Raw genomic sequence first — 23,226 nt, 5'->3', positions numbered from 1 at the left:
CCTCCGGGTGACCGACATCCCGCTCGTCGACCTGCAAGCCGCCCACGCCGAGATCGCCGAGGAGGTCCGGGAGGGCTTCGACCGGGTGCTGCTCAGCGGCGCCTACATCAAGGGCCCGGACGTGGCGGCGTTCGAGGAGGAGTACGCGGCGTTCTCCGGCGTCCGGCACGCGGTCGGCGTGGCGAACGGCACCGACGCGCTGGAGCTGGCCCTGCGCGCGCTGGACCTGCCGGCCGGCGCCGGGGTGGTGCTGCCGGCCAACACCTTCGTGGCCACCGCCGAGGCGGTGATCCGGGCCGGGCTGCGGCCGGTCCTGGTCGACGTCGACCCCGACCACCTGCTGATCGACCCGGCCGCCGCGGCCGCGGCGCTGCCCGGCGCCGCCGCGCTGGTGCCGGTCCACCTGAACGGGCAGCTCGCCCCGATGCGGGCCCTGCTGGAGGTGGCCGACGGCCGCCCGGTGGTCGAGGACGGCGCGCAGTCCCAGGGCGCCCGCCAGGACGGCCGGCTCTCCGGCTCCTGGGGACGGATCTCCGCCACCAGCTTCTACCCCGGCAAGAACCTGGGCGCCTACGGCGACGCCGGCGCGGTGGTGACCGACGACGAGGACCTGGCCGCGGCGGTCCGGCTGATCGGCGACCACGGCTCCGGCCGCAAGTACGTGCACGAGCGGTTCGGCTTCAACTCCCGGATGGACACCCTGCAGGCCGTGGTGCTGCGCGCCAAGCTGCGCCGGCTGCCCGCCTGGAACGAGGCCCGCCGGGCCGCCGCCGCCCGCTACGACGAGCTGCTGGCCGGCCTCGACGGGCTGACCACGCCGCGCACGCTGCCCGGCAACGAGCACGTCTGGCACCTGTACGCGGTGCGCGTCGAGCGCGGCCGGGACACCGTCCTGGCCGACCTCCAGGCCGCCGGGATCGGCGCCGGGGTGCACTACCCCGTGCCGGTGCACCTGCAGCCCGCGTTCCGGGAACTCGGCCACGCCGAGGGCGCCTTCCCGGTCGCCGAGCGGGCCGCCGCCGAGATCCTGACCATCCCGCTGTACCCCCAGATCACCGAGGACGCGCAGCAGCGGGTGGCGGAGACGCTCGCCAAGTCGCTGGCCCGGATCTGACCGCTGCCGAACCCCCCGGGCGGGGGGACCGCCCCCCGCCCGCACCCCCTACGCTGGTGCCCAGCAAATCTGCTTCAGCCAGTGTGGGGGCTCCCAGATGACGACAGGTCGGCCCGCCACCGCCGCCGCGCCCAACTCGGCGTACGCGGGTCAGGTGGTGCAGTTCCCGGACCCGGTACGGGCCGCCGCCCACCCCGCCGGGGTGCGCGTGGACGAGTACGGGTACCCGGACTTCAGCCCCTACGCGGCGGCCGCCGCCGAGGTGGCCGATCCGCCCGAGGGCTTCGGCGTGGACGAACTGCGGCTCACCGACTACGTCTCGGCCAACGCGGCCCTGTACACCCAGGGCCACCCGCTGTGGGCCGACCAGGAGACCGCCGTCGCCACCCCGGCCGGCTGGACCTGGCACCACGCGGTCGGCCGGGCCGCCCCCGGCCGGCGCCGGATGGAGCTGGTCCCGGTCGAGGTGAAGGCGCTGCTGCGGCACCACGGCGGGCTGGCCCGCTCCACCGCCGACCACACCCGGCGCGGCACCCGCCCGCTCCAGGAGCACCGCCCGGCGCACTTCTCGCTCGCCCGGGACGGCGGCGACCCGATCGCCGTCACCGAGGATCAGGTGCAGCACGCCGAGCAGCGGCTCGGCCACCCGCTGCCCGCCGCCTACCGTGCCTTCCTCAAGCTGGCCGGCGGCCGCGCCCCGGCCGGGGTCGCCCTGGACGTCGAGTACGGCGTGCTGCTCGACCAGCCGTTCCTGACGCTCAGCGACGAGTACGGCGTGCACGACCTGGTGTACGCCAACAAGTGCCTGCGCGATCACCTGACCAAGGACTACCTCGCCGTCGGCTACGTCCAGGGCGGGCTGCTGGCGGTGAAGGTGCGCGGCGAGCGGATCGGCTCGGTCTGGTTCTGCCCGTACGACGACGCCCGGGACTCGGCCGCGCCCGAGCCGCCCGAGGAGCGGGTGGCCCGGCTGCTGCTGCCCTGCGGCGAGAGCTTCGACGCCTTCCTGCTCCGGCTGGCCGGCAGCCCGCCGGAGCTGGAGACGGTGGCGGAGCTGATGGTGGACGGCGGGTTCGCCCGTGCCGTCCCGGTGAACTGATGCCGGAGTACCCGGTGGCCGGCAAGAAAGGGGTGGACGGGGCGTGGTGACGACCTACGCGCAGGCTCAGGAGACCGCCGAGGAGTGGATCAACGGCGGGGTGCCGCGCTCCCAGCACCGTGAGGTCCGGGTGCGCGAGTTCGACCTGGGCTTCGTCTGCTGGGCCGAGGACCGGGTGGACGGTTCCCCGGCCGAGGGCGGCGGCGCCCGGCTGGTGATCACCCGCGACAGCGGCGCCAGCACGCTCTGGCCGCCGCTGCCGGTGAACGAGGTGGTTCGGCAGTTCGAGGAGCTGTACGGCAGCCGGAGCGAGCCCAACCCGGCGGGCGCGGCCAAGCCGGTGCCGAGCGCGGTCGAGGCGACCTCCTTCCTGCTCAGCCCGCCGCAGTGGTTCGAGCAGGCGGGCGCCGACGCGCTGGCCGCCGAGGCGGCGGAGCTGGCCGCGGAGACGGCCGCCGCGGCGGTGCCGCCGGCGGCACCGCCCGTTGCCGTGCCGCCGACTGCTGCCCCGCCCGCCGCCGTGCCTCCCACTGCCGCGCCGCCCGCGCCGGCTGCCGGTGGCGCGGTGCTGAGCACGCCGCCGGCCTCCGACCGGCCGGCCGGTGACGCGCCCACCATGCTGGCGCCGCCGTCCGCCCGGGAAGGGGCGCCGGGCCCGGTGCCCGGGGCGTACCCGGGCTCCGAGGGTCTGACCGTGCCGATGCCGGGCGGCTACGGCCTCGGTGCCCCCGCCGGATCGGAGGGGCTCACGGTCGCGCTGCCCGCCACCGCCGCCCCGGCGCCGGTGCCCGCCGACCCGACCATGCCGATGCCCGAGGGCTTCCTGGCCGGGGTACCCGACCTGACCGCCACCCCGCCGCCCCCGCCCGGCGCCGGGCCGGTCCCGCCGCCGCCCGGCTTCCCGCCGCCCGCGCCGCCGGCGGCGCCCTCCGTCGAGCACGCGCCGACCATGCTGGCCACCCCGGACGGACCGCCGCCCGTCCCGGCCCAGCCGGCCCACCCGGCGCCCTCGATCGAGTACGCGCCGACCGTGCTGGCCACCGACGGCCCGCCCGGCCTGATGGGCCTGCCCGGCGCACCCGGCGTACCGGCCCCGGCGCCGGCCCTGGGACGCTCCGGGCCCACCGCCCCGCCGCCGCCCCCGCCGGCCGACCTCGGGGCCGGACCCGGCCACCAGCCGGCCGCCGGCGGTGCCACCGGCCGCGGCGGCCCCGGCGCGCCGCCGCCCCCGCCGCCGGCCCAGCTGCACGGGTCCGTCCCCGGCCCCGCCGGTCAGGCCGGCACCGGGCGCGGTGGTCCCGGTGCGCCGCCCCCGCCGGTCCCCGCCGACCTGGGCGCCGGCGGCGGTGCGCAGCCGCCCGCCGAGCCGCCCCGTCCGGGCGCCGCCGACGTCGCGTACCAGGCCACCCAGCTGGCGCCCGCCATCGAGCTGCCGGGCTCGGCGCCGTCCGGCGTCCCGCCGGTGGCCCCGCCGCCGGTCGGCTACGGCTACCCGGCGGCCGGCGCGGTGCCCGCCCCGGCGCCGGTGGCGGCGCCGCCCGCGGTGCCGCACGGCCTGCCGCAGCCGCCCGCCGCCCCGGCGGCGCCGGGGGTGCCCGCGATCGGTCCCGGCACCCAGGCCGTGGTCAGCTACCGCGGTCCGGACGGCTCAGAGCAGACCCTGCTGCACCGCAGCGAGCCCGGCACCCCGCACCCGGAGTGGAAGGCGCTGCACGAGCTGCGGCGCTTGAACGTGCCGCCGGACCAGGTGCTGGAACTGCACACCGACCTGGAGCTGTGCGACCTGCCGGGCGGCTACTGCGCCCGGATGGTCAAGGCCTCCTGGCCCAACGTCCGGATCAGCCACACCATCCCGTACGGGCGCGACCTGCGGGCCCGGCAGGCCGGCACGGCGCAGCTGAACGACCACCTGGACCAGCTGCACCAGCTGGCCGCCGCCCCGCACCGGCCGCGCCCGGTCCGGGTGCCGCTGCCGGCGCCCGGGGTGATCCCGCAGCTCCCGCCGCTCGCCCCGCAGCAGCTGGCGGGGGAGCTGGCGCAGGCGTACGGCCAGGGCGTGTTCCGCTTCGAGCAGCGCGCGGTCTCCCGCCAGGGCGTGCCCGAGCCGGTCTCGGCGACGCTGATGTGGGCCGGGCTGCCGCGCGAGTTCGCGCCGTTCTTCTGGGCCCAGGCCCAGGAGGGCCGGCCGATCCCGACGCTGGCCGAGCTCGCGGCCGAGCGCGGCCGCCCGGCCGCCCCGGACTTCGGCGGCTACCTGGTGCTCGGCAACGACTACGGGCGCCAGCTGTGCGTCCAGTACGGCACCGCGGCCGTGGTCGCCGTCGACCTGGAGGGCCAGGGCGAGGCGCCGCGCTTCGTCAACAGCGGGGTGCCGGAGTTCGTCCGCAGCCTGGCCGCGCTGGGGCGGATGTGGCGGCTGCGGTACGGGCTGACGCCCGAGCAGGCCGGCCGGTGGACCACCGACCTCCAGGCCGAGCTGGTCGCGATCGACCCGGCCGCGCTGTACACGCCGGAGAGCTGGTGGTCGGTGCTGGTCGAGCAGTTCTGGGACGGTCTGATGTAACCGCGTCGGGCCCGGGTAGGAAGGGCCGTACCGCAGGCCGGTACGGCCCCTCGGGGCTCCGGTACGGCCTCGTCTTCTTTGGCTTTCGAGCGTATCTGCGCAAAATAGGTCAAGACGATAGGCAGTATGTGGGCCTGAGAACCACTAGGCATGAGGGCTGCGCAGCCCGCGAGCACGAAGGGAAGAGCCGATGAGCGATGCCGTCTCCCCGTCCGGCTTCACCGTTGCCCGGCGAGGCTACGCACCCGAGCAGGTGGACCGGACACTGGCCGCCTTGAGCACCGACCGCGACCGGGCCTGGGAACGGTTGAGCGTGCTCGGTGCGGGCCTGCGGGAGATGGAGAACCGGCTCGCCGAGGTGGTGCAGGCCGCCGCCGACGCCCCCGAACCCGACTACGGACTGCTGAGCGAGCAGGCGGCCGCCCTGATGGCGATCGCCGACGCCGAGGCGCTGGCCGTGCGGACGAACGCCGAGCGGGCGGCCGAAGACAGCCGCGACACGGCCTACGACGCGGGCCAGGATGCCGCCCGGGCGGCCGAGGAGTTCGCCGGGACCACCCGCCGGGAGGCCGACGAGGCCACCCGCCGGACCGAGGAGCGCACCCGGGCCGAGGCCGAGCGGCTGCGCGCCGAGGCCGACCACGAGGCCCGGGAGATCCAGGACACCGGCACCGCGGACGCGGCCCGGCTCCGGGTCGAGGCCGCGGAGGCGGGGGAGCGGGCCGAGGCCAAGCTCGCCGAGCTGCGGCGCCGGGCCGACGAGATGTTCGCGGCGGCGGAGAGCAAGGCGGACGGCGAGGACGCCAAGATCTCGGCGACCGCGGAGCGCAAGCTGCGGGAGGCCGAGCAGCACCGGGAGGACGTGCTCGCCGAGATCCGCCGGATCGAGGCCGAGGCCCAGGCCAAGGCCGACCGGGTGGTGGCGACCGCGCGGGCGGAGGCCGACCGGATCCAGTCGGTGAGCGACCGGGAGCAGGAGGACTTCACCGGCCGCCTCGACGTGGTCCAGCAGCACCTCGACCACATCAAGCAGCACCTGGCGGCGCTGACCGGTGCGGCGGTGGGGGCGATCGAGCCGCAGCCGGCGCTCCCGCCGGCCGAGGCCGCGCCGGTGGCGGACACCGTCCCGCAGCCCGCGGTCCCGCCCCGGCCGGAGAACCTGCCGGCCGCCGAGACGCCGCCGTGGGCCCGCAAGGCCCCGCTGGAGGCTCCCGCCGCCCAGGACACCCCGCAGGACGCGGCCCCCGAGCCCGAGACGAAGATCGTCCCCAAGATCGTGATCATCGACGACGGCTCCGACTACGACGCCCCCCGCACCGTCCGCCGAGGCTGACCGAGCGCACACGGACACGGGGTCACCCTCCGGGAACACGGGTCACCCCTCAGGGGCACGGGCCACCTTTCGGGGACACGGGTCACCCCTCAGGGGCGCGGGGAACTGCGCGAACCGGAAGGCCCCCGACGAGAAGCCGATCCTCGACGAGAACCCCGGAGCCCCCTTCCTCCTGGCACCCGGGTCCATCCGTCGGGAAGCGGCCCACCGCCGGAGCCTTCCGAAGACGCGCAGTTCCCCGCGCCCCTGGGGACGTGGGTGCTTACCCGTCGTGATGCCGTGCGGCTGCCGGAGCCTTCCGGAGTCGCGCAGTTCCCCGCGCCCCCGAAAACGTGGGTGCCGCCCCGCCGTGATGCTCGGGGTCAGAGGACCTCGACCGTGGTGCCCGTGACGCGGCGGCGGCAGTCGAGGACGTAGCGGGAGTGCTCCACCACCGCGTCGTAGTCGAACTCGTCGTGGTCGGCCAGCAGCACCACCGCGTCCGCCGCCGCCAGCTCCTGCGCCGTCGCCTCGACCCGGCGGACGCCGGCCAGCGGCCCGCCCCCGTGGCCGTCCGGCTCGGCGGTGCGCTGGCCGGGGATCTCCGGCTCGGCGACGTGGACGCCGACCACCACGTGCGGGTCGGCCGCCCGGACCTCCGCCCCCATCCGGGTGAGCAGCTCGACCACCCGCGCCGCCGGCGTCTCCCGCGCGTCACCGGTGTTCTTCTTGTACGCGAGCCCCAGCACCAGCACCCGCGACCCGTTCACCGAGAGCCGCCGCTGGTTGAGCGCCTCCACCAGCCGCCGCACCACGTAGTCGGGCATGTGGCTGTTGACGTCGTTGGCCAGCTCCACGAAGCGGAACGACTGGCCGAGCGCCCGCTCCACCCGCCAGGACAGGTAGGAGGGGTCGATCGGCAGGCAGTGGCCGCCGACCCCGGGCCCGGGGGTGAACCGCAGGAAGCCGAACGGCTTGGTGGACGCGGCGTCGATCGCCTCCCACACGTCGATGCCGAGGTCGTGGGCGAACATCGCCAGCTCGTTCACCAGCGCGATGTTGACGTGCCGGAAGGTGTTCTCCAGCAGCTTGGTGAGCTCGGCCTCCTTGCAGGAGGACACCGGCACCGTCCGCTCCACCAGCCCGCCGTAGAAGCCGTCGACCGCCGCGAGCGCCGCCGGCGTGATGCCGGAGACCACCTTCGGGGTGTTCTCCAGCTTCCAGGTCGGGTTGCCCGGGTCGATCCGCTCGGGGCTGTAGCCGATGTGGAAGTCCTCGCCCGCGCGCAGGCCGGAGCCCTCCTCCAGCAGCGGCGCGAGCAGCTCCTCGGTGGTGCCCGGGTAGGTGGTGGACTCCAGCACCACGGTGGCGCCGGGCCGCAGGTGCTGCGCCAGCAGCCGGGCCGAGGACTCGATGTACGAGAGGTCGGGCACCCCGTCCCGCAGCGGCGTCGGCACGGTGATGACGGCGACGTCGAACCCGGCCACGTCCTGCGGGTCGGCCGAGGGCAGGTACGCCCCGCCGTCCAGCAGCGGCCGCAGCCGCTCGGCCGGGATGTCCTCGACGTACGACTCGCCGACCGCCAGCCGCTTGATGCGGCGCTCGTCCACGTCGTACCCGACCACCTGGTGACCCACCTCGGCGGCCCGGACCGCCAGCGGCAGACCGACGTAGCCCTGCCCTGCGATGACCACGCGCATGACTGAAGTACCCCCTCCGTCGCGGTGACGCCCACACCGTGTTCAGGGCTGCCCCACACCGCCTTCACATGAGGGTACGGAGCGCGGGGGCGGCGCGGGCGGCTTCGCGGAAACGCGCGCACAACGGGCAGAGCGGGATCATCCCAACCAACCGAATCGGGCCCGGAACGCCGAGCGGCCGAGACCCTCGGCGCCCTCCAGGAAAGGGCGCCGAGGTCCCGGCGCAGGGGCGCGGGCGCCCCCACCCAGGGCCGCCCGGCCTCGTACCCCGACCCCCATCGGCGTACGAACGGCACCGCTGCAACCATCCCCCACGGTTGGGTGCGGCGGGCACGAGAACCATCCTGCGCGGCCACCATGGACGGGTAGTGACAGGAGTATGTCGACTTCATGATCTCTGGTGGCCCACCCACCCGACCTCGCCCGGGACCGGTGCGCGGGGTGCGGCGGAGTGCTCCGGCGTAGGCTGGACACCCCCGGGGCGCATCGCGTGCCGGGCTGTTCGCGTTGCCCGGCCGGGGTCTCCGGCCTCGGGGCATTCCAGCCACGGAGCGAAGAAGAGACTTCATGAGCCTGTCCGGACTGCTCGATGTCGTCGTACGGGACGCCGCCCTCGCCGAGGCGATCGAAGCCGCGGCCACCGGCCGCCGGCACCACCTCGACCTGGTCGGCCCGCCCGCCGCCCGGCCGTTCGCGATCGCCGCGCTGGCCCGCTCGCTGGCCGGGGCGGCCGGGGAGCGCGGCCGTCCGGTGCTGGCCGTGACCGCCACCGGCCGGGAGGCCGAGGACCTGGCGGCCAGCCTGCGCTCGCTGCTGCCGCCAGACGCGGTGGCCGAGTTCCCGGCCTGGGAGACGCTGCCGCACGAGCGGCTGTCGCCGCGCTCCGACACGGTCGGGCGGCGCCTCGCGGTGCTGCGCCGGATCGTCCACCCGCAGCTGCCGGGCGCCTCCCGCGCGGACGAGGGGGCCGATCCGGCCGCGGGCCCGGTGCAGGTGGTGGTCGCCCCGGTCCGCTCGGTGCTCCAGCCGCAGGTCAAGGGGCTGGCCGAGCTGGAGCCGGTGGCGCTGCGCCGCGGCGAGCAGCACGACCTGGACCAGGTCGCCCGCAAGCTCGCGGCGGCCGCCTACGCCCGGGTCGAACTGGTCGAGAAGCGGGGCGAGTTCGCCGTCCGCGGCGGCATCCTGGACGTCTTCCCGCCGACCGAGGAGCACCCGCTGCGGGTGGAGTTCTGGGGCGACGACATCGAGGAGATCCGCTACTTCAAGGTGGCGGACCAGCGCTCGCTGGAGATCGCCGAGCACGGGCTGTGGGCGCCGCCCTGCCGCGAGCTGCTGCTGACCGAGGAGGTCAGGGCCCGGGCCGCCGCGCTCTCCCAGGACCACCCGGAGCTGGCCGAGATCCTGGACAAGATCGCCCAGGGGATCGCGGTCGAGGGCATGGAGTCGCTGGCGCCGGTCCTGGTGGACGACATGGAGCTGCTGCTGGACGTGCTCCCGCAGGGTTCGGTCGCGGTGGTGTGCGACCCGGAGCGGGTCCGCACCAGGGCCGCCGACCTGGTGGCGACCAGCCTGGAGTTCCTGCAGGCCTCCTGGGTGGCGGCGGCGGCCGGCGCGGACCGGCCGATCGACATCGAGCAGATCGACGTCTCGGCCGCCTCGCTGTGGTCGCTGGCGGACGTGCGCGAGCACGCGGCCGCGATCGGGCTGCCCTGGTGGTCGGTCAGCCCGTTCGCCACCAGCGACGCCGAGGTGAACGAGATCCTGGAGTTCGACCCGGGCACGCTCACCCTGGGGATGCACGCCGTCGAGGCGTACCGCGGCGACACCGCGCGGGCGATCGCCGACGCCAAGGAGCGGCTGGCCGCCGACTGGCGGGTGGTCATGGTGACCGAGGGCCACGGCCCGGCCGCCCGGCTGGCCGAGGTGCTCGGCAACGAGGGCATCGCGGCCCGGCTGGTCGCCGACCTGGACCAGGCGCCGACCCGGGACGTGGTCCACGTGACCTGCGGCTCGATCGAGCACGGTTTCGTGGACGAGACGCTCAAGCTGACCGTGGTCACCGAGACCGACCTGTCCGGCCAGCGCTCCTCCACCAAGGACATGCGGCGGATGCCCTCGCGCCGCCGCAACGCGATCGACCCGCTGGCGCTCGCGGCCGGTGACTACGTGGTGCACGAGGCGCACGGCGTGGGCCGGTACGTGGAGATGGTGCAGCGCACCGTCCAGGGCGCCACCCGCGAGTACCTGGTGCTGGAGTACGCCCCCGCCAAGCGCGGCCACCCCGGCGACCGGCTGTTCGTGCCGACCGACCAGCTGGACCAGGTCACCAAGTACGTCGGCGGCGAGGCCCCGACCCTGCACCGGCTGGGCGGCGCGGACTGGGCCAAGACCAAGCAGCGGGCCAAGAAGGCGGTCAAGGAGATCGCCGCCGACCTGATCAAGCTGTACTCGGCCCGGATGGCGGCCCCCGGCCACACCTTCGGCCCGGACACGCCCTGGCAGCGCGAGCTGGAGGACGCCTTCCCGTACGCGGAGACGCCGGACCAGTTGACCACCATCGCCGAGGTGAAGGCGGACATGGAGAAGTCGGTCCCGATGGACCGGCTGATCTGCGGCGACGTCGGCTACGGCAAGACCGAGATCGCGGTCCGCGCGGCCTTCAAGGCGGTCCAGGACGGCAAGCAGGTCGCCGTGCTGGTGCCGACCACGCTGCTGGTGCAGCAGCACTTCTCGACCTTCGCCGAGCGGTACGCCAACTTCCCGGTGGTGGTGAAGGCGCTGTCCCGGTTCCAGACCGACAGCGAGGCCAAGGCCGTGCTGGAGGGCCTGTTCGAGGGCTCGGTGGACGTGGTGATCGGCACCCACCGGCTGTTCTCCTCGGAGACCCGGTTCAAGGACCTCGGCCTGGTCATCGTCGACGAGGAGCAGCGGTTCGGCGTCGAGCACAAGGAGCAGCTGAAGAAGCTGCGGGCCAACGTCGACGTGCTGACCATGTCGGCGACCCCGATCCCGCGCACCCTGGAGATGGCGGTCACCGGCATCCGGGAGATGTCCACCATCACCACCCCGCCGGAGGAGCGGCACCCGGTGCTGACCTTCGTCGGCCCGTACGACGAGAAGCAGATCTCGGCCGCGATCCGGCGTGAACTGCTGCGCGAGGGCCAGGTGTTCTACATCCACAACCGGGTGGAGTCGATCGACAAGGCGGCCGCCCGGCTGAAGGAACTGGTGCCCGAGGCCCGGGTGGCCACCGCGCACGGGCAGATGGGGGAGACCCAGCTGGAGAAGGTGGTGGTCGACTTCTGGGAGAAGGAGTTCGACGTGCTGGTCTCCACCACGATCGTGGAGTCCGGGATCGACATCTCCAACGCCAACACCCTGATCGTGGAGCGCGGTGACACCTTCGGCCTCTCCCAGCTGCACCAGCTGCGCGGCCGGGTCGGCCGTGGCCGCGAGCGCGGCTACGCCTACATGCTGTACCCGCCGGAGAAGCCGCTGACCGAGACGGCGCACGAGCGGCTCGCCACCATCGCCCAGCACACCGAGATGGGCGCGGGCATGTACGTGGCGATGAAGGACCTGGAGATCCGCGGCGCCGGCAACCTGCTCGGCGGCGAGCAGTCCGGCCACATCGCGGGGGTCGGCTTCGACCTCTACATGCGGATGGTCGGCGAGGCGGTGGCGGAGTTCCGCGACTCGCTGGCGAGCGGCGGCGCCGCGCCGGAGGAGGAGCCGCTGGAGGTGAAGATCGAGCTGCCGGTGGACGCCCACGTGCCGCACGACTACGCCCCCGGCGAGCGGCTGCGGCTGCAGGCCTACCGCTCGATCGCGGCGGTCAACTCGGAGGAGGACATCGTCCAGGTCCGCGACGAGCTGACCGACCGCTACGGCAAGCTGCCCGAGCAGGTGGAGAACCTGCTGCTGGTGGCGGCGCTGCGGCTGTACGCCCGGCGGTGCGGGGTCGGCGACATCACGCTGCAGGGCAACTTCGTCCGGTTCGGCCCGGTGGAGCTGCGGGAGTCGCAGCAGCTGCGGCTGAACCGGCTCTACCCGCGCACCCAGATCAAGGCGGCCGCGGCACAGCTGCTGGTGCCCCGGCCGAGCAGCGGCGGGCGGATCGGCGGCAAGCCGCTGATCGGCCGGGAGCTGCTGGCCTGGTCCACGGAGTTCCTCGGCACGATGTTCGACGACCTGGCGGGAGCCCGGAAGTAGCGCAGCGCCCCGCTCGGCACGATCCCCGTCGCAGCGGCCCCGGACCTGACGGCCCGGGGCCGCTCGGCGTCCGTGCGGGGTCGCCCGTTCGGAGCAAGGTCTGGCACCGCGCGGCGGTGCTCCCTATTGTTCGTCCCTGTCAGGAGAACCACCGGGGACCGCACCAGCCACAGCCAGACCACTGGAGGCCGCACGTGATCCGCACCCGCTCCGCCGCCCGCCGATCCTTCCGGACGGCAGCCGGGATCTGCCTCGCCGCGCTGCTGACCGCCTGCGCGAACGCCCCGGCCCACCAGGGCGCCGCAGCGGTGGTGGGCGACGAGCGGATCACCGTCGCCACCGTGGAGGCGAAGATCACCGCGGTCCGGGACGCCACCGCCGAGCAGCCCGGCGCGCCGCGCGCCGAGCGCGCGGGCCTGGCCCGCCGGACGGTCGCCGAACTGGTGCTGGACCGGGTGCTCGCCAAGGCGCTGGCCGACCGCGGGGCCTCGGTCAGCGAGACCGAGGTCGCCCAGGCCCGGGCGGCCGACGCCCAACTGCTCGGCGGCACCTCCCAGTTGGAGGGCGAGCTGCTGGCCAAGCAGGGGGTCCCGGCGGTCGGCATCGACGACTTCTACCGGCAGCAGCTGGGCTTGCAGAAGCTGGCGTCGGCGGCCGGCCAGGACCCGCGCTCGGCCGGCGGTGACGAGGCGATCCGCAAGGCCCTGGTGACGGCGGGCACGGCGCTGCGGATCGAGGTCAACCCCCGCTACGGCCACTGGGACCCGGAGCAGATCGGCCTGACCGACGCCACCGAGGACTGGCTGCCGCAGAACAGCACGCTGTACTGAGCCGCCCGGCGGCGGGCGCGGCCGGCCGCGCGGGCCCGGTAGGTTCGGTGCTGTGGACACTCCGAAGCTGACCCTGCTCACCACCACCCACCGGGTGGCCCCCGGCCTGCTCTCCTGGCCCGCCTGGGAGGCGCTGCGCGGCGCCGCCCGGGTGCTGGCCGCCGACCCGGCCCACCCCCAGCTGCCCGCGCTGCGGCAGGCCGGGGTGGAGGTGGAGCTGGTCGCCCCCGGCACCGCGCCGGCGCTGGCCCGGCAGCTGGTCGAGGCCGCCCCGGTGGTGTGGCTGGGCAGCCCCGACGGGGATCCCGGGCTGACCGACGCGCTGGCCCGGATCGCGGTGGAGGAGGCCGGGGCGGTGCCCGAGATCGAGCTGCTGCCCGGCTCCTACGACCTGCCGGGGGCGCGGCTGCTCGACCTGGCCTCGGTGATGGACCGGCTGCGCTCGCCCGGCGGCTGCCCGTGGGACGCCGAGCAGACCCACGCCAGCCTGGTGAAGTACCTGGTGGAGGAGGCCTTCGAGCTGGTCGAGGCGATCGAGGAGGGGGACCGCGCCACGCTCCGCGAGGAGCTCGGCGACGTGCTGCTCCAGGTCTTCTTCCACTCCCGGATCGCCGAGGAGGACCCGCAGGACCCGTTCTCCATCGACGACGTCGCGGGGGACATCGTGGACAAGCTGGTGTACCGGCACCCGCACGTGTTCGGTGACGTCGACGCCACCGGGTCCGCCCAGGTGGAGGCCAACTGGGAGCAGCTGAAGGCCGCCGAGAAGCAGCGCGAGTCGGTGCTGGACGGCGTGCCGGCCGGCCTGCCGGCGCTCGCCTACGCGGCCAAGCTGGTCTCCCGGGTGCGCCGGGCCGGCTTCACCGGGGTGCCGGACCAGCCCTGGGAGCTGCCCGCCGAGCTGACCGCCGAGTCGGCCGGGGCGCTGCTGCTGGCCGTCGCCCAGCGCGGCTACGACGCGGACGTGGACGTGGACGCCGCGCTGCGCGCCGCCGCCCGCCGCTACCGCGCGGAGGTCCGTGCCGCGGAGGGTCTGTCCGCCTGATCCCGAGGGTCGGCCGGGGCGCGGGGGGCAGGGGCCCCCGCGCCCCTTCTGCGTGCTGCCCGCGCCTCCGCTGCGTGCCGCCCGACCGCCGGTCCGGCGAGCTGCCCGGCCGCCGGCCTACCGCATGAAGCGGCGGGCCATCCCGGCCACGCAGGCGATGATCCGGTCGCTGCTCAGGCCCATCCGGTTGCGCTGGAAGTCGTAGAGCTCCGGCGCCAGCGGCGCCAGCAGCAGGTCGATGTGGGCGTCCGGGTCCGGCACGTCGGCGTCCACCAGCAAGGTGCGGATGTGCACCCGCCAGAAGCCGTACGCGCCGGAGGTGAACCGGGCCGGGCCGGTCTCGGCGCCCAGGGCCAGCGGGAGGTGACGCTCCAGCAGGTCGATCGCGGCCACGTAGAACGCCGCGAGCCGTTCCCCGGGAGGCGCCCCCGGGCCGAGCGGCGGCGGACCGCTGAGCAGCTGCTCCTGCAGGCGGTACTCGTGCTCGTCCAGCAGGGCGACCGCGACCGCGGCCGGGTCGGGGAAGCGCCGGTAGAGCGTGGCGCGGCCGACGCCGGCCGCCTTGGCCAGCTGGTCCATGGTGATGGTCGCCGGGTCTCTGGTGGCGAACAACTCCTCGGCGGCGGCCAGGATCTGGGCGCGGTTGCGTGCGGCATCGGCCCGTTCACGGGGCTTCGCCTGCGCCGGGGAAGGGACCGGCAGGCCTGTTGTCATGGCCAGATCGCGTCGGTGCTGCCCGCTGTGCATGTCTTCGAGCTTACTACCCGACTCCCGAGAAACTGAGGCGTCTGTCCACTTAGCGCATTCGCGTGTACTCTAAATGGACACACTGTCCGCTTACCTTCGAGAGGACGAGGACATGCACAGCGCGCTGCTCGCCGTGGCCCTGCTGGTCGGTTGCCTGTTGGCCGTCCAGGCGTCGGTGAACCTGCAGCTGAACTCCGCGGTCGGCACCCCGTACGGGGCCTCCACCGTCCAGCTCAGCGTCGCCACCGGCATCCTGATCATCATCGCCGCCGTCTTCGGCACCCTGGGCGCGTTGGGCAAGCTCTCGGATGTCGACACCTGGCATCTGCTCGGCGGCCTGGCAAGCCCGCTCTACATCACCAGCGGCATCCTGCTGTTCCCACGCCTGGGAGCGCTGGTCAGCGTCGGACTCTTCGTCACCGGCCAGATGTTCGCCTCGCTCGGCATCGACCTGCTCGGCCTGTTCGGGCTGGAGAAGAAGCCCGTCGGGCTCGGCATCGTGCTCGGCGCGATCGCCGTGCTGGCCGGCATCGTCGTGATCGTCCGGGGGCAGCTGAAGGCCTCCGCCGCGGCGGCGCCCGGCGCCGCGCAGCTCGGCGGCGGCGCCCGGGTGGGCTGGCTGGCGCTCGGCATCGTGGCCGGCGGGGTGCTCCCGATCCAGGGCGCCATCAACGCCAAGCTGCGGGCCGACCTGAACGCGCCGATCACCGTCGCCGCGATCAGCTTCACGGTCGCCACCGTGACCATCGCGGTGGTCCTGCTGGCGCTGCGCTTCACCAACCGCACGCCGGCCCCCAAGGTCGCCCCGCTGAAGAAGATGCCCTGGTGGGGCTGGCTCGGTGGGGCCTGCGCGGCCGCCTACGTGACCGGCACCTTCATGCTCATCCCGAGCATCGGCGCCGCCGTGACGGTCGCGCTGACCGTCACCGGGCAGCAGCTCACCTCCGCGGTGATCGACCACAACGGCCTGTTCCGGCTGCCGAAGCGGGCGCTCAACTCCACCCGGATGATCGGCCTGGTCTGCCTGATCGGCGGCTCGCTCGCGATCCAGCTGTCCTGAACCGCCCGGTGTTGTCCTGACGGCCCGTCCCGTCGACGTCCAGCTCGGAGGTCCATCCCATGAGAGACAGTTACCAGGCCGGCCCCGACATCCAGGTGATCCCGTCGGACCTGCCGATCCCGGGGCTCGGCCTGCAGGCGGTCAACGCCTTCCTGGTCCGCGGCGCCGAGCCGTTCCTGGTCGACACCGGCATGCCGGTGGACCGGGCCGCCTTCCAGGAGGCGCTCTGGTCGCTGATCGACCCGGCCGACCTGCGCTGGGTGGTGGTCACCCATGACGACCGCGACCACACCGGCAGCCTCCCGGCGATCCTCGAGGCCGCGCCGCAGGCCCGGCTGATCACCAACCCGATATCGCTGACCCGGCTGGGCGAGGAATTCCACATCCCCGGCGAGCGGGTCGTGACGGTCAATCCCGGGGGTACCTGGAAACTCCCCGACCGGACGATCAGCTTCCATCGTCCACCGACCTACGATTCCCCCGGAACGGTCGCGCTGTTCGACCACTCGGACGGCACGCTGTACAGCTCGGACAGTTTCGGCACGGTGGTCGCCGAGCCCGCCCAGCACCTCTCCGAAATACCCGAGGACGAGTTCTTCTCCGGATTCTCGATACTCAACCGGGCCATCGCCCCGTGGACGGCGATGGCCGGCGAGGAGAAGTTCCGGCGCGGACTGGCGAAGATCGCCGGGCTGCGTCCGGCCCGGCTGCTGAGCGCCCACGGGCCCACCGTCGAGGGGCGGGTCGACGACCTGTTCGCGGCGATGTCCGAGATCCCCTCGCTCCCCGCCTGGCTGGCCGACGCGGACCTGGACCTCGACGCGGCGCTGGTCGCGCACGAGGCCGAGTCCTCCCTGCGGTCATGAGCCCCGGCCCGCACCGCCTGCCCGGCGCGTCCCGGCCGGCCCCGCAGGCCACTGCCCCACCCACGAACACATCCGTACCGCACGTCGCACCCGCACCATCCGACAGGAGCCACCCCATGACCGAAGCCGACCTGACCCCGCCGCCCGGCGTCATCACGGTCTTCTCCGACATCTGGTGTTCGTTCGCGCACATCGCCGTGCACCGCATGCACAGCGCCCGCACCCGGCTCGGCCTGGACGGGAAGGTCTGGTTCGACCACCGGGCCTTCCCGCTGGAGCTGCTCAACAACGCGCCCAGCCCGCGGCCGGGCACCGACAGCGAGGTGGCCCGCAACGCCAGCCTGGAGCCGGCGGCCGGCTGGCAGCTCTGGCAGGCCAAGGACTGGCTGTACCCGTCCACCACGCTGCCGGCGCTGGAGGCGGTGCAGGCCGCCAAGGCGCAGAGCTTCCGCGCCGCCGAGCAGCTGGACCTGGCGCTGCGCCGGGCGTTCTGGGCCGAGTCGCGCTGCATCAGCAACCGCAAGGTGATCCTGGAGGCCGCCAAGGCCGCCGAGGTGGTCGACGTGGCCGAGCTGGAGGCCGCGCTGGACGACGGCCGGGCCCGCAGCGAGCTGTCCGCGCAGGCCGCGGCGGCCCGCAGCGACCAGGTGAACTGCAGCCCGCACCTGTTCCTGCCGGACGGCACGGACCACGCCAACCCGGGCATCAAGGTGCGCTGGGAGGGCGGCTACGGCATCGGCTGGCCGGTCATCGAGAGCGATGACCCGAAGGCGTTCGACGAGCTGCTCCAGCGCGCCGCCACCGCCTGACGGCACCGGCCCGACCGTATTTCCATAGCGGCCGAAGAATAGGCATCCCGAGCGCCTCGGGGTGCCTATTCGTGCTGCCTTTTTCCGATCATCACGAACCAATCTCGGCGGCTGAATGTAAATTCAAAGTTATCGTTCTGTTACCACGGGCGAGCCGGACCTCCTCTAGGGTGATGTCGAAGATTCGAAGGCCGATCAGGTGATCGAATCTTCATCATCCGCATTTCGATCAGCAGCAAGGGGGATATTGCTATGTCGAATACGAGCACCTCCGACGTCAGCTCCTTCGTGGACCTGACCCAGCACGAGATCGAAGCACTCAAGACCAGGTTCAACCTGGCTGATGCGCACACCCACCAGCGCCAGTCGGCCAGCCAGGACAAGATCGTGGGCCGGCTGCCGGAGCTCTGGTACGAGTCGGAGCAGAACCAGCAGGCCTACTTCGAGGCGCAGTTCATCGACGCCTTCTTCCGCCTGCACCGCCAGCCCACCGCGCGCGCCATGGGCCGGACGCTGCTCTCCTACTCGGCCAGTGTGGCGACCATGGTCGCCGCGATGTACCTCAAGCGGCGGGACATGACCGTCTCGCTCATCGAGCCCTGCTTCGACAACCTCACCGACCTGCTGCGCAACATGCAGGTGCCGTTGAAGCCGCTGCCCGAGCAGACGCTGGCGAGGACCGCCGACATCTACGACGGTCTGGTCGCCAACGTCGAGACGGACGCGATCTACCTGGTCGACCCGAACAACCCGACCGGCTTCACCCTGCTCGCGCAGGGGCTGGACGGCTTCCGCGAGGTCATCCGCTACTGCGTCGACCACGACAAGCTGTTGATGATCGACTTCTGCTTCGCCTCGTTCGCCCTGTGCGACCCGGAGATCGGGCGGGTGGACGTCTACCAGCTGCTCGAGGAGTCCGGCGTCACCTACATGGTGATCGAGGACACCGGCAAGACCTGGCCGATCCAGGACGCCAAGTGCGCCATGATCACCGCCAGCCGCAACATCCACGAGGACGTCTACAACCTGCACACCAGTGTCCTGCTGAACGTGTCGCCGTTCGTCCTCAACATGGTGACCCAGTACATCGAGGACTCCATCGAGGACGGCTTCGAGTCGGTCCGCGAGATCATCACCCAGAACCGCCGGGCCGCCGAGTGGGCGCTGGACGGCGCGGTGCTGGAGTACCAGACGCCGGTGGTCAACACCAGCGTCGCCTGGTTCCGGATCAAGCCCGAGCACCTCACCGCCTCGGCCCTGCAGGCCGAGCTGTTCGACTCCGAGGTGTACGTGCTGCCGGGCACCTTCTTCTACTGGAACGAGCCCAGCCGCGGCGAGCGCTACATCCGTCTCGCACTGGCCCGGGAACCCAAGGTGTTCGCCTCGGCGATGGAGCGGCTGCGTGAGGTGCTGAAGCGTCATGAGCAGAGCTGAGACCTTCATCGACGGCACCGCCTTCATGGCGATGCACAGCAGCGACGAGAGCGTGCGGCGGAGCTTCAAGGAGTTCTTCGTCCGCCGGCTGGGCGACCGGGTGGTGCTCAACCTGGAGCAGGTCGGCTGGTGCGACAACCTGGTCTGGCAGTACTCCCGTCAGGTCCAGGACGCCTACTACCCGTTCATGGACAACCTCCACACCGACATGCGGATCGACCGGATCGGCTACTCCGAGGGCGACCTCGCGGCAGCCGCCGGCGAGGACCTGGCCGGCCTGCCGCTGACCCGGCGGCTGCTGCTCGGCCAGGTGGTCAACCGCGGCGGCACGCTGGTCACCGCCGACCCGGACCTGCTCGGCCGCCCCGGGCTGCCGGTCACGATACTGCCGCTGCCGGACCGGGAGCCCGTCTTCCCCGGCCTGCTGGAGCCGCTCTACCAGGACTCGCTCGCCCTGCGCGTGCCGCACTCCGGACCCGAGGAGAAGTCATGACGTACTCCGGCACCATCGCTCCGCTGGTCACCCCGGTGGACGCCGACGGGCGGGTGCACGAGGCGAGCGTGGCCCGGCTGATCTCCACGATCCGCGGCGAGGTCACCGGCCTGATGCCGGCGCTGAGCTCCGGCGAGGGCTGGAAGCTGACCGAGACTCAGTGGCGGGACATGGTCGCGTACGCGGTCGCGCACGCGGACGGTCTGCCGGTGCTCGCCGGCATCCACCTGCCGGACACCGAGGCGGTCGTCGAGCGGGCCCGGGTCGCCCTCGACCTGGGCGCGGCCACCGCGGTGGTGACCACCCCGTTCCGCTCGGACATCTCCCAGGAGGAGATCTACCAGCACTACCGCCGGATCCGCGAGGCGGTGCCGATCCCGCTCTTCCTCTACAACGAGGAGGCGGTCTCCGGGAACAAGATCGAGCTGGACACCCTGCTGCGGATCTGCGAGCTCCCGGGCATCGTCGGGATCAAGGAGTCCAGCGGCTCCGCCGAGTACACCCGGCAGGCCGCGCAGGCGCTGGACATCCCGGTCTTCGAGGGCTGGGAGAACCTGCTCTCCGACGTCCCCGGCATCGCCGGCATGATCGGCCCGCTGGCCAACCTGGACCCGGCGCTGTGCAACGCCGTCCTGGTCGACCCCGCGCCGGACGTGCAGAAGAAGGTGGACGAGGCCTGCGAGCGGTACGGCATCTTCCGCGACGACTGGTACCGCTACGTCAAGCAGGAGCTGCACCGCCGCGAGGTCATCGCCTTCCCGGACGTGGTGGCCGAGCGGTGACCGCCACCCTGGAGACCGGGGCGCAGGGTCTCGTCGAGGACCAGCGCCGGCTGTTCCGGCTCAACCGCCGCCTGCCGAACGCCGAGGAGTACGGCTGGATGCGGGCCACCGAGGATGCCTGGCTCGGCCGGCTGGCCGCCGAACACGCGGCGGCGGCCCCCGGGTTCGGCTCCCTGGCGGAACTCGTCAAGGCGCTCGGCGCGCTGCACGCGAGCGAGCAGGCCGACGTCCCGCCGAGCCAGGACTACCTGGCGCTGTCCGCCACCATGGAGGAGTTCAGGACGGTGGTCGCGCAGTTCGCGGTCGACGGCCTGATCGAGTCCCAGCCGCTGCTGCCGGTGGTGCCCAGGCTGCCCTACCGCTCGGGGATGGCCGTCTTCCGGGTGCTGATCGACGAGCTCGGCTGCGGCAACGAGGACCAGGCCCACTCCCAGCTCTACCGGGACCTGCTCACCGAGCTCGGGATGTCGCTGGAACTGGACGATTACGTGGACGACACCGGGGCCGCCAACCTCGCCTACGTCAACCTGTTCCACTGGCTGGCCGCGCGGGCCGAGTCGCCGGAGTACTTCCTCGGCGCCTACGCCTACTTCGAGGCCAGCGTGCTGTACGGCTTCCAGGGCTTCGCCCAGGCGGCCAAGCGGCTCGGCATCCAGCACCACCAGTACTTCACCGAGCACCTCTACATCGACCAGTACCACAGCCGCCAGATGCGCTCCGCGATCCGCGCCTACGACGAGGAGCTCGGGGCGGACCTCTCCAAGGTCTGGGCGGGCGTCACGCTGACCAGTGCCGTGGTCGGCGAGGCCAACGAGGCGGCGATCGCGCTCGCCCGGGCCAGGTCGGGGGCGGCGGCATGAGCGCCCCCACCCGGATCCGGCAGGTGACCGAGGAACTGGTCCTGGTGGAGCTGTCCGGCCGCCGGGTGCTGGTCCAGGCGGCCTGCCCGCACCGCAAGGGCCGGCTGCTGTTCGGGTACGTGGACGAGCAGAGCCTGCGGATCCGCTGCCCGCTGCACAGCTCGACCTTCGACCTCGACTCGGGCCGGCGCACCGCCGGGCCGGCCTGCGACCCGCTCCGCGTGGTCGCCGTGGTCGCGGACGGCTCGGACGGCAGCCGCGAGGCCGCCGCCCTGGCCGACGGGCCGCGGTGACGGCGGACCGCCGTGAACTGTCCGACCTGGGGGCCGCCACCCGCGGCCCCCAGGTCGAGCAGCACGGCATCGACCCCATACCCGAGTCCGAACGGACCTCCACGCCGGGCGAGTTCGGCTGGATCTGGTCCTCCGCCCAGTTCTGCTTCGGCACCGTCGTGCTCGGCGCGCTGCCGGTCAGCTACGGCCTGGGCTGGTGGGCCGCCTGCACCGCGATCCTGGCCGGGGTCGCGGTGGGCACCCTGATGCTCCTGCCGCTGGTGCGCTTCGGCCTGCGCACCGGCCTGAACGACCCGATGGCCAGCGGCGCGCACTTCGGCGTCCGGGGCCGGACGCTCGGCAACCTGATCACCATCGTGGTGGCGATCGGCTTCTTCGCCATCTCGGTCTGGACCGGCGGCACCGCCGTCATGGTGGCGGCGCACCAGCTGATCGGCACCCCGGTCGGCCGCGGTCCGCTCGCCCTGGCGATGCCCGCCGCGGCGGTGGCGGTGGTCCTGGTCGCGGTGCTCGGGCACAACGCCCTGGTCCGCACCTACAAGGCCACCGCGGTCCTCGGCGGCCTGATGCTGCTCTTCCTGGTGGTGGTCCTGGCACCCGGGTTCGACCCCGGCTACCAGGGCGGGCAGCTGGCGCTCGGCAGTCAGGGCACCACCTGGCTGCTGGCCGCGACCGCCTCGGCGGCGGCGCCGCTCTCGTACGCCACCTTCCAGGGCGACTACAGCCGCTACATGAGCGGGCGCCGCGGCGACCGCCCGGTGCTGCTGTGGGCCGGCGGCAGCATGTTCCTCACCTGCGCGGTGGCGCTGCTGGTCGGCGCGTTCGTGACGACCTTCTTCGCCACCGACCCGCTGTGGCTGCAGGGCCTGACCGACGCCGTGCCGGGCTGGAGCGTCCCGGTGATCGTGGTGTTCGGCCTGGTGGGCACCCTCCCGCAGGGCGGCCTGTGCCTGTACGCGGCCGGGCTGTCCGTCAACTCGCTGTTCTGGCGCACCTCGCGGGCCACCGCGACGCTCGTGGTCGCGGTGCCCTCGATCCTGGCGCTCTACCTCGGCGCGGTGGTGTACGACGCGATGGACTCGATGTCCGCGTTCGTCTCGCTGGTGCTCACCGCGGTCGCGCCGTGGGCCGCCGTGCTGATCGCCGGGTACCTGCTGCACCGGGGCCGGTACCACCCGGCGGAGCTCGCGCCGGCCGACGCGCCGGCCGGCCGGTACTGGTACACCCGGGGGCTCAACCCCCGGGCGGTGGCGGCCTTCCTGGTCGGGGCCGTGCTCGGCGTGCTGTGGGTCAACAACCCGCTGTACGTCGGCCCGCTGGCCGAACTGACCGCGGGCGTGGACCTCAGCCTGCCGGTCTCCTTCGGGGCGGCGGCGCTCGTCTACACCCTGCTGTGCCTGCTCCGGCCGGAGCAGCGCCGCACGGACGGTGCGCCGGGCGCCCTCCCCGCCGGGCTCAGGCCGGCGGACCCGCCAGTGCCGGCCCCGAGGTCAGTGGAGCCGGCGCCCGGCGCTGGGCCGGTACGACCTCGCTGATCGCCTCGCCGACCAGCGCGAGCAGCTCGGCCAGCGGGTCGAGGTGGTCGGGCAGGTCGGCGAGCGCGACGATCCGCTCGCCGCCCGGCCCGGCCACCGCGAACAGGTCGATCGGACCGATGTGCTTGCGGGCGGTCTCCACCAGCGCGGCCACGTCGCTGGGCTGGCGGACGTCCGCGCTCACCCCGACCACCGGGCAGCCCGGCCGGTCCAGCTCGGTGGCCAGGTCCTCGGCCACCCCCGGGTGGAGATCCGCGATCAGGAGTCCGGCCGCGCCCGCGGCGCTGAACCGGCGGGCCAGGTCGGACCCCGATCCCCCGCCCAGCACCGCGATGACCACCACTGCCCCGGCTACTCGCATGGCCTGCTCCTCCTTCAGAGCGAAACCCCGTGGACCGCACCGCACAGCCGCCCACCGATGATTGTCGGAGGATCGTAGGCACGCAGCGACCCTCCGCAACAGGGATTACCC

19 protein-coding genes are annotated in these 23,226 nt (G+C 73.6%); 16 read left to right on the top strand and 3 right to left on the bottom strand.

Translation table 11 applies throughout. The features are described from left to right. The first annotated feature begins 7 nt into the window (after window positions 1-7). The 4 genes from ABT014_RS04900 to ABT014_RS04885 all read left to right on the top strand — a co-directional run bounded on the left by ABT014_RS04900 (window position 8) and on the right by ABT014_RS04885 (window position 6,109). Window positions 8-1,114 carry a DegT/DnrJ/EryC1/StrS family aminotransferase gene (locus ABT014_RS04900; RefSeq protein ID WP_350637174.1) on the top strand — a complete coding sequence of 369 codons (1,107 nt, stop codon included), beginning with the start codon at window positions 8-10 and terminating at the stop codon, window positions 1,112-1,114. A gap of 97 nt (window positions 1,115-1,211) precedes the next feature. Next, window positions 1,212-2,213, top strand: a complete 1,002-nt coding sequence (locus ABT014_RS04895; RefSeq protein WP_350637172.1) for an SMI1/KNR4 family protein — start codon at window positions 1,212-1,214, stop codon at window positions 2,211-2,213. A 43-nt stretch (window positions 2,214-2,256) separates the two neighbouring features. Further along, window positions 2,257-4,776, top strand: coding sequence for an SUKH-4 family immunity protein (locus ABT014_RS04890; protein WP_350637170.1), 2,520 nt, complete (start codon window positions 2,257-2,259; stop codon window positions 4,774-4,776). Between the two features lie 190 nt (window positions 4,777-4,966). Continuing rightward, a complete protein-coding gene (locus ABT014_RS04885) occupies window positions 4,967-6,109 on the top strand; it encodes a hypothetical protein (protein ID WP_350637168.1) in 1,143 nt (380 codons plus the stop codon). 362 nt (window positions 6,110-6,471) lie between these two features. Here ABT014_RS04885 and ABT014_RS04880 read toward each other — a convergent pair whose 3' ends face one another. Beyond that, window positions 6,472-7,788, bottom strand: a complete 1,317-nt coding sequence (locus tag ABT014_RS04880; protein WP_350637166.1) for a nucleotide sugar dehydrogenase — start codon at window positions 7,786-7,788, stop codon at window positions 6,472-6,474. A 567-nt stretch (window positions 7,789-8,355) separates the two neighbouring features. Here ABT014_RS04880 and mfd point away from each other — a divergent pair. The 3 genes from mfd (at window position 8,356) to ABT014_RS04865 (ending at window position 13,875) form a co-directional block, all read left to right on the top strand. Continuing rightward, window positions 8,356-12,000 (top strand): transcription-repair coupling factor, encoded by a 3,645-nt coding sequence (gene mfd, locus ABT014_RS04875; protein ID WP_350637164.1) that lies wholly within the window; start codon window positions 8,356-8,358, stop codon window positions 11,998-12,000. A 194-nt stretch (window positions 12,001-12,194) separates the two neighbouring features. Further along, window positions 12,195-12,830 carry a SurA N-terminal domain-containing protein gene (locus ABT014_RS04870; protein WP_350637162.1) on the top strand — a complete coding sequence of 212 codons (636 nt, stop codon included), beginning with the start codon at window positions 12,195-12,197 and terminating at the stop codon, window positions 12,828-12,830. A gap of 52 nt (window positions 12,831-12,882) precedes the next feature. After that, the gene (locus ABT014_RS04865) at window positions 12,883-13,875 is read left to right on the top strand and encodes a nucleoside triphosphate pyrophosphohydrolase (protein ID WP_350637160.1); all 993 of its coding nucleotides are present in this window, start codon (window positions 12,883-12,885) and stop codon (window positions 13,873-13,875) included. 117 nt (window positions 13,876-13,992) lie between these two features. Here ABT014_RS04865 and ABT014_RS04860 read toward each other — a convergent pair whose 3' ends face one another. Then, window positions 13,993-14,589 (bottom strand): TetR/AcrR family transcriptional regulator, encoded by a 597-nt coding sequence (locus ABT014_RS04860; protein ID WP_350637158.1) that lies wholly within the window; start codon window positions 14,587-14,589, stop codon window positions 13,993-13,995. A gap of 145 nt (window positions 14,590-14,734) precedes the next feature. Here ABT014_RS04860 and ABT014_RS04855 point away from each other — a divergent pair, with 145 nt between their 5' ends. The 9 genes from ABT014_RS04855 to ABT014_RS04815 all read left to right on the top strand — a co-directional run bounded on the left by ABT014_RS04855 (window position 14,735) and on the right by ABT014_RS04815 (window position 22,754). Then, window positions 14,735-15,682 carry a DMT family transporter gene (locus ABT014_RS04855; protein ID WP_350637156.1) on the top strand — a complete coding sequence of 316 codons (948 nt, stop codon included), beginning with the start codon at window positions 14,735-14,737 and terminating at the stop codon, window positions 15,680-15,682. Between the two features lie 59 nt (window positions 15,683-15,741). Then, window positions 15,742-16,548, top strand: a complete 807-nt coding sequence (locus ABT014_RS04850) for an MBL fold metallo-hydrolase (protein WP_350637154.1) — start codon at window positions 15,742-15,744, stop codon at window positions 16,546-16,548. Window positions 16,549-16,664: 116 nt separating this feature from the next. Further along, complete coding sequence (locus ABT014_RS04845; RefSeq protein WP_350637152.1) at window positions 16,665-17,357, top strand: DsbA family oxidoreductase; 693 nt, start codon at window positions 16,665-16,667, stop codon at window positions 17,355-17,357. Window positions 17,358-17,609: 252 nt separating this feature from the next. Next, window positions 17,610-18,791 carry an aminotransferase class I/II-fold pyridoxal phosphate-dependent enzyme gene (locus tag ABT014_RS04840; RefSeq protein WP_350637150.1) on the top strand — a complete coding sequence of 394 codons (1,182 nt, stop codon included), beginning with the start codon at window positions 17,610-17,612 and terminating at the stop codon, window positions 18,789-18,791. Continuing rightward, window positions 18,778-19,284 carry a DUF6190 family protein gene (locus ABT014_RS04835; RefSeq protein ID WP_350637148.1) on the top strand — a complete coding sequence of 169 codons (507 nt, stop codon included), beginning with the start codon at window positions 18,778-18,780 and terminating at the stop codon, window positions 19,282-19,284. Before ABT014_RS04840 ends, ABT014_RS04835 begins: the two co-directional genes overlap by 14 nt. Next, the gene (locus ABT014_RS04830; protein WP_350637146.1) at window positions 19,281-20,066 is read left to right on the top strand and encodes a dihydrodipicolinate synthase family protein; all 786 of its coding nucleotides are present in this window, start codon (window positions 19,281-19,283) and stop codon (window positions 20,064-20,066) included. Before ABT014_RS04835 ends, ABT014_RS04830 begins: the two co-directional genes overlap by 4 nt. After that, the gene (locus ABT014_RS04825) at window positions 20,063-20,926 is read left to right on the top strand and encodes an iron-containing redox enzyme family protein (RefSeq protein WP_350637144.1); all 864 of its coding nucleotides are present in this window, start codon (window positions 20,063-20,065) and stop codon (window positions 20,924-20,926) included. The genes ABT014_RS04830 and ABT014_RS04825 overlap by 4 nt, the downstream gene beginning before the upstream one ends. Next, complete coding sequence (locus ABT014_RS04820; RefSeq protein WP_350637142.1) at window positions 20,923-21,219, top strand: Rieske (2Fe-2S) protein; 297 nt, start codon at window positions 20,923-20,925, stop codon at window positions 21,217-21,219. Before ABT014_RS04825 ends, ABT014_RS04820 begins: the two co-directional genes overlap by 4 nt. Then, window positions 21,216-22,754, top strand: a complete 1,539-nt coding sequence (locus tag ABT014_RS04815; protein WP_350637140.1) for a purine-cytosine permease family protein — start codon at window positions 21,216-21,218, stop codon at window positions 22,752-22,754. Before ABT014_RS04820 ends, ABT014_RS04815 begins: the two co-directional genes overlap by 4 nt. On the opposite strand, the gene ABT014_RS04810 is transcribed toward ABT014_RS04815, so the two are convergent. After that, window positions 22,675-23,115 (bottom strand): SDR family NAD(P)-dependent oxidoreductase, encoded by a 441-nt coding sequence (locus ABT014_RS04810; RefSeq protein ID WP_350637138.1) that lies wholly within the window; start codon window positions 23,113-23,115, stop codon window positions 22,675-22,677. The genes ABT014_RS04815 and ABT014_RS04810 overlap by 80 nt on opposite strands. Window positions 23,116-23,226: the final 111 nt, after the last annotated feature.

The sequence above is a fragment of the Kitasatospora sp. NPDC094015 genome (assembly GCF_040304075.1).
Lineage (GTDB): Bacteria > Actinomycetota > Actinomycetes > Streptomycetales > Streptomycetaceae > Kitasatospora.
The sequence above is the reverse complement of the archived record's forward strand: the minus strand, read 5'-3'. Positions and strand labels throughout refer to the sequence as shown.

What these genes read in the sequence shown, in the direction of transcription:
- ABT014_RS04895 (WP_350637172.1), top strand. Translation starts at nt 1,212, where the DNA reads ATGACGACAGGTCGGCCCGCCACCGCCGCCGCGCCCAACTCGGCGTAC.
- ABT014_RS04845 (WP_350637152.1), top strand. Translation starts at nt 16,665, where the DNA reads ATGACCGAAGCCGACCTGACCCCGCCGCCCGGCGTCATCACGGTCTTC.
- ABT014_RS04830 (WP_350637146.1), top strand. Translation starts at nt 19,281, where the DNA reads ATGACGTACTCCGGCACCATCGCTCCGCTGGTCACCCCGGTGGACGCC.
- ABT014_RS04840 (WP_350637150.1), top strand. Translation starts at nt 17,610, where the DNA reads ATGTCGAATACGAGCACCTCCGACGTCAGCTCCTTCGTGGACCTGACC.
- ABT014_RS04820 (WP_350637142.1), top strand. Translation starts at nt 20,923, where the DNA reads ATGAGCGCCCCCACCCGGATCCGGCAGGTGACCGAGGAACTGGTCCTG.
- mfd (WP_350637164.1), top strand. Translation starts at nt 8,356, where the DNA reads ATGAGCCTGTCCGGACTGCTCGATGTCGTCGTACGGGACGCCGCCCTC.
- ABT014_RS04860 (WP_350637158.1), bottom strand. Translation starts at nt 14,589, where the DNA reads ATGACAACAGGCCTGCCGGTCCCTTCCCCGGCGCAGGCGAAGCCCCGT.
- ABT014_RS04835 (WP_350637148.1), top strand. Translation starts at nt 18,778, where the DNA reads ATGAGCAGAGCTGAGACCTTCATCGACGGCACCGCCTTCATGGCGATG.
- ABT014_RS04810 (WP_350637138.1), bottom strand. Translation starts at nt 23,115, where the DNA reads ATGCGAGTAGCCGGGGCAGTGGTGGTCATCGCGGTGCTGGGCGGGGGA.
- ABT014_RS04885 (WP_350637168.1), top strand. Translation starts at nt 4,967, where the DNA reads ATGAGCGATGCCGTCTCCCCGTCCGGCTTCACCGTTGCCCGGCGAGGC.
- ABT014_RS04850 (WP_350637154.1), top strand. Translation starts at nt 15,742, where the DNA reads ATGAGAGACAGTTACCAGGCCGGCCCCGACATCCAGGTGATCCCGTCG.
- ABT014_RS04880 (WP_350637166.1), bottom strand. Translation starts at nt 7,788, where the DNA reads ATGCGCGTGGTCATCGCAGGGCAGGGCTACGTCGGTCTGCCGCTGGCG.
- ABT014_RS04855 (WP_350637156.1), top strand. Translation starts at nt 14,735, where the DNA reads ATGCACAGCGCGCTGCTCGCCGTGGCCCTGCTGGTCGGTTGCCTGTTG.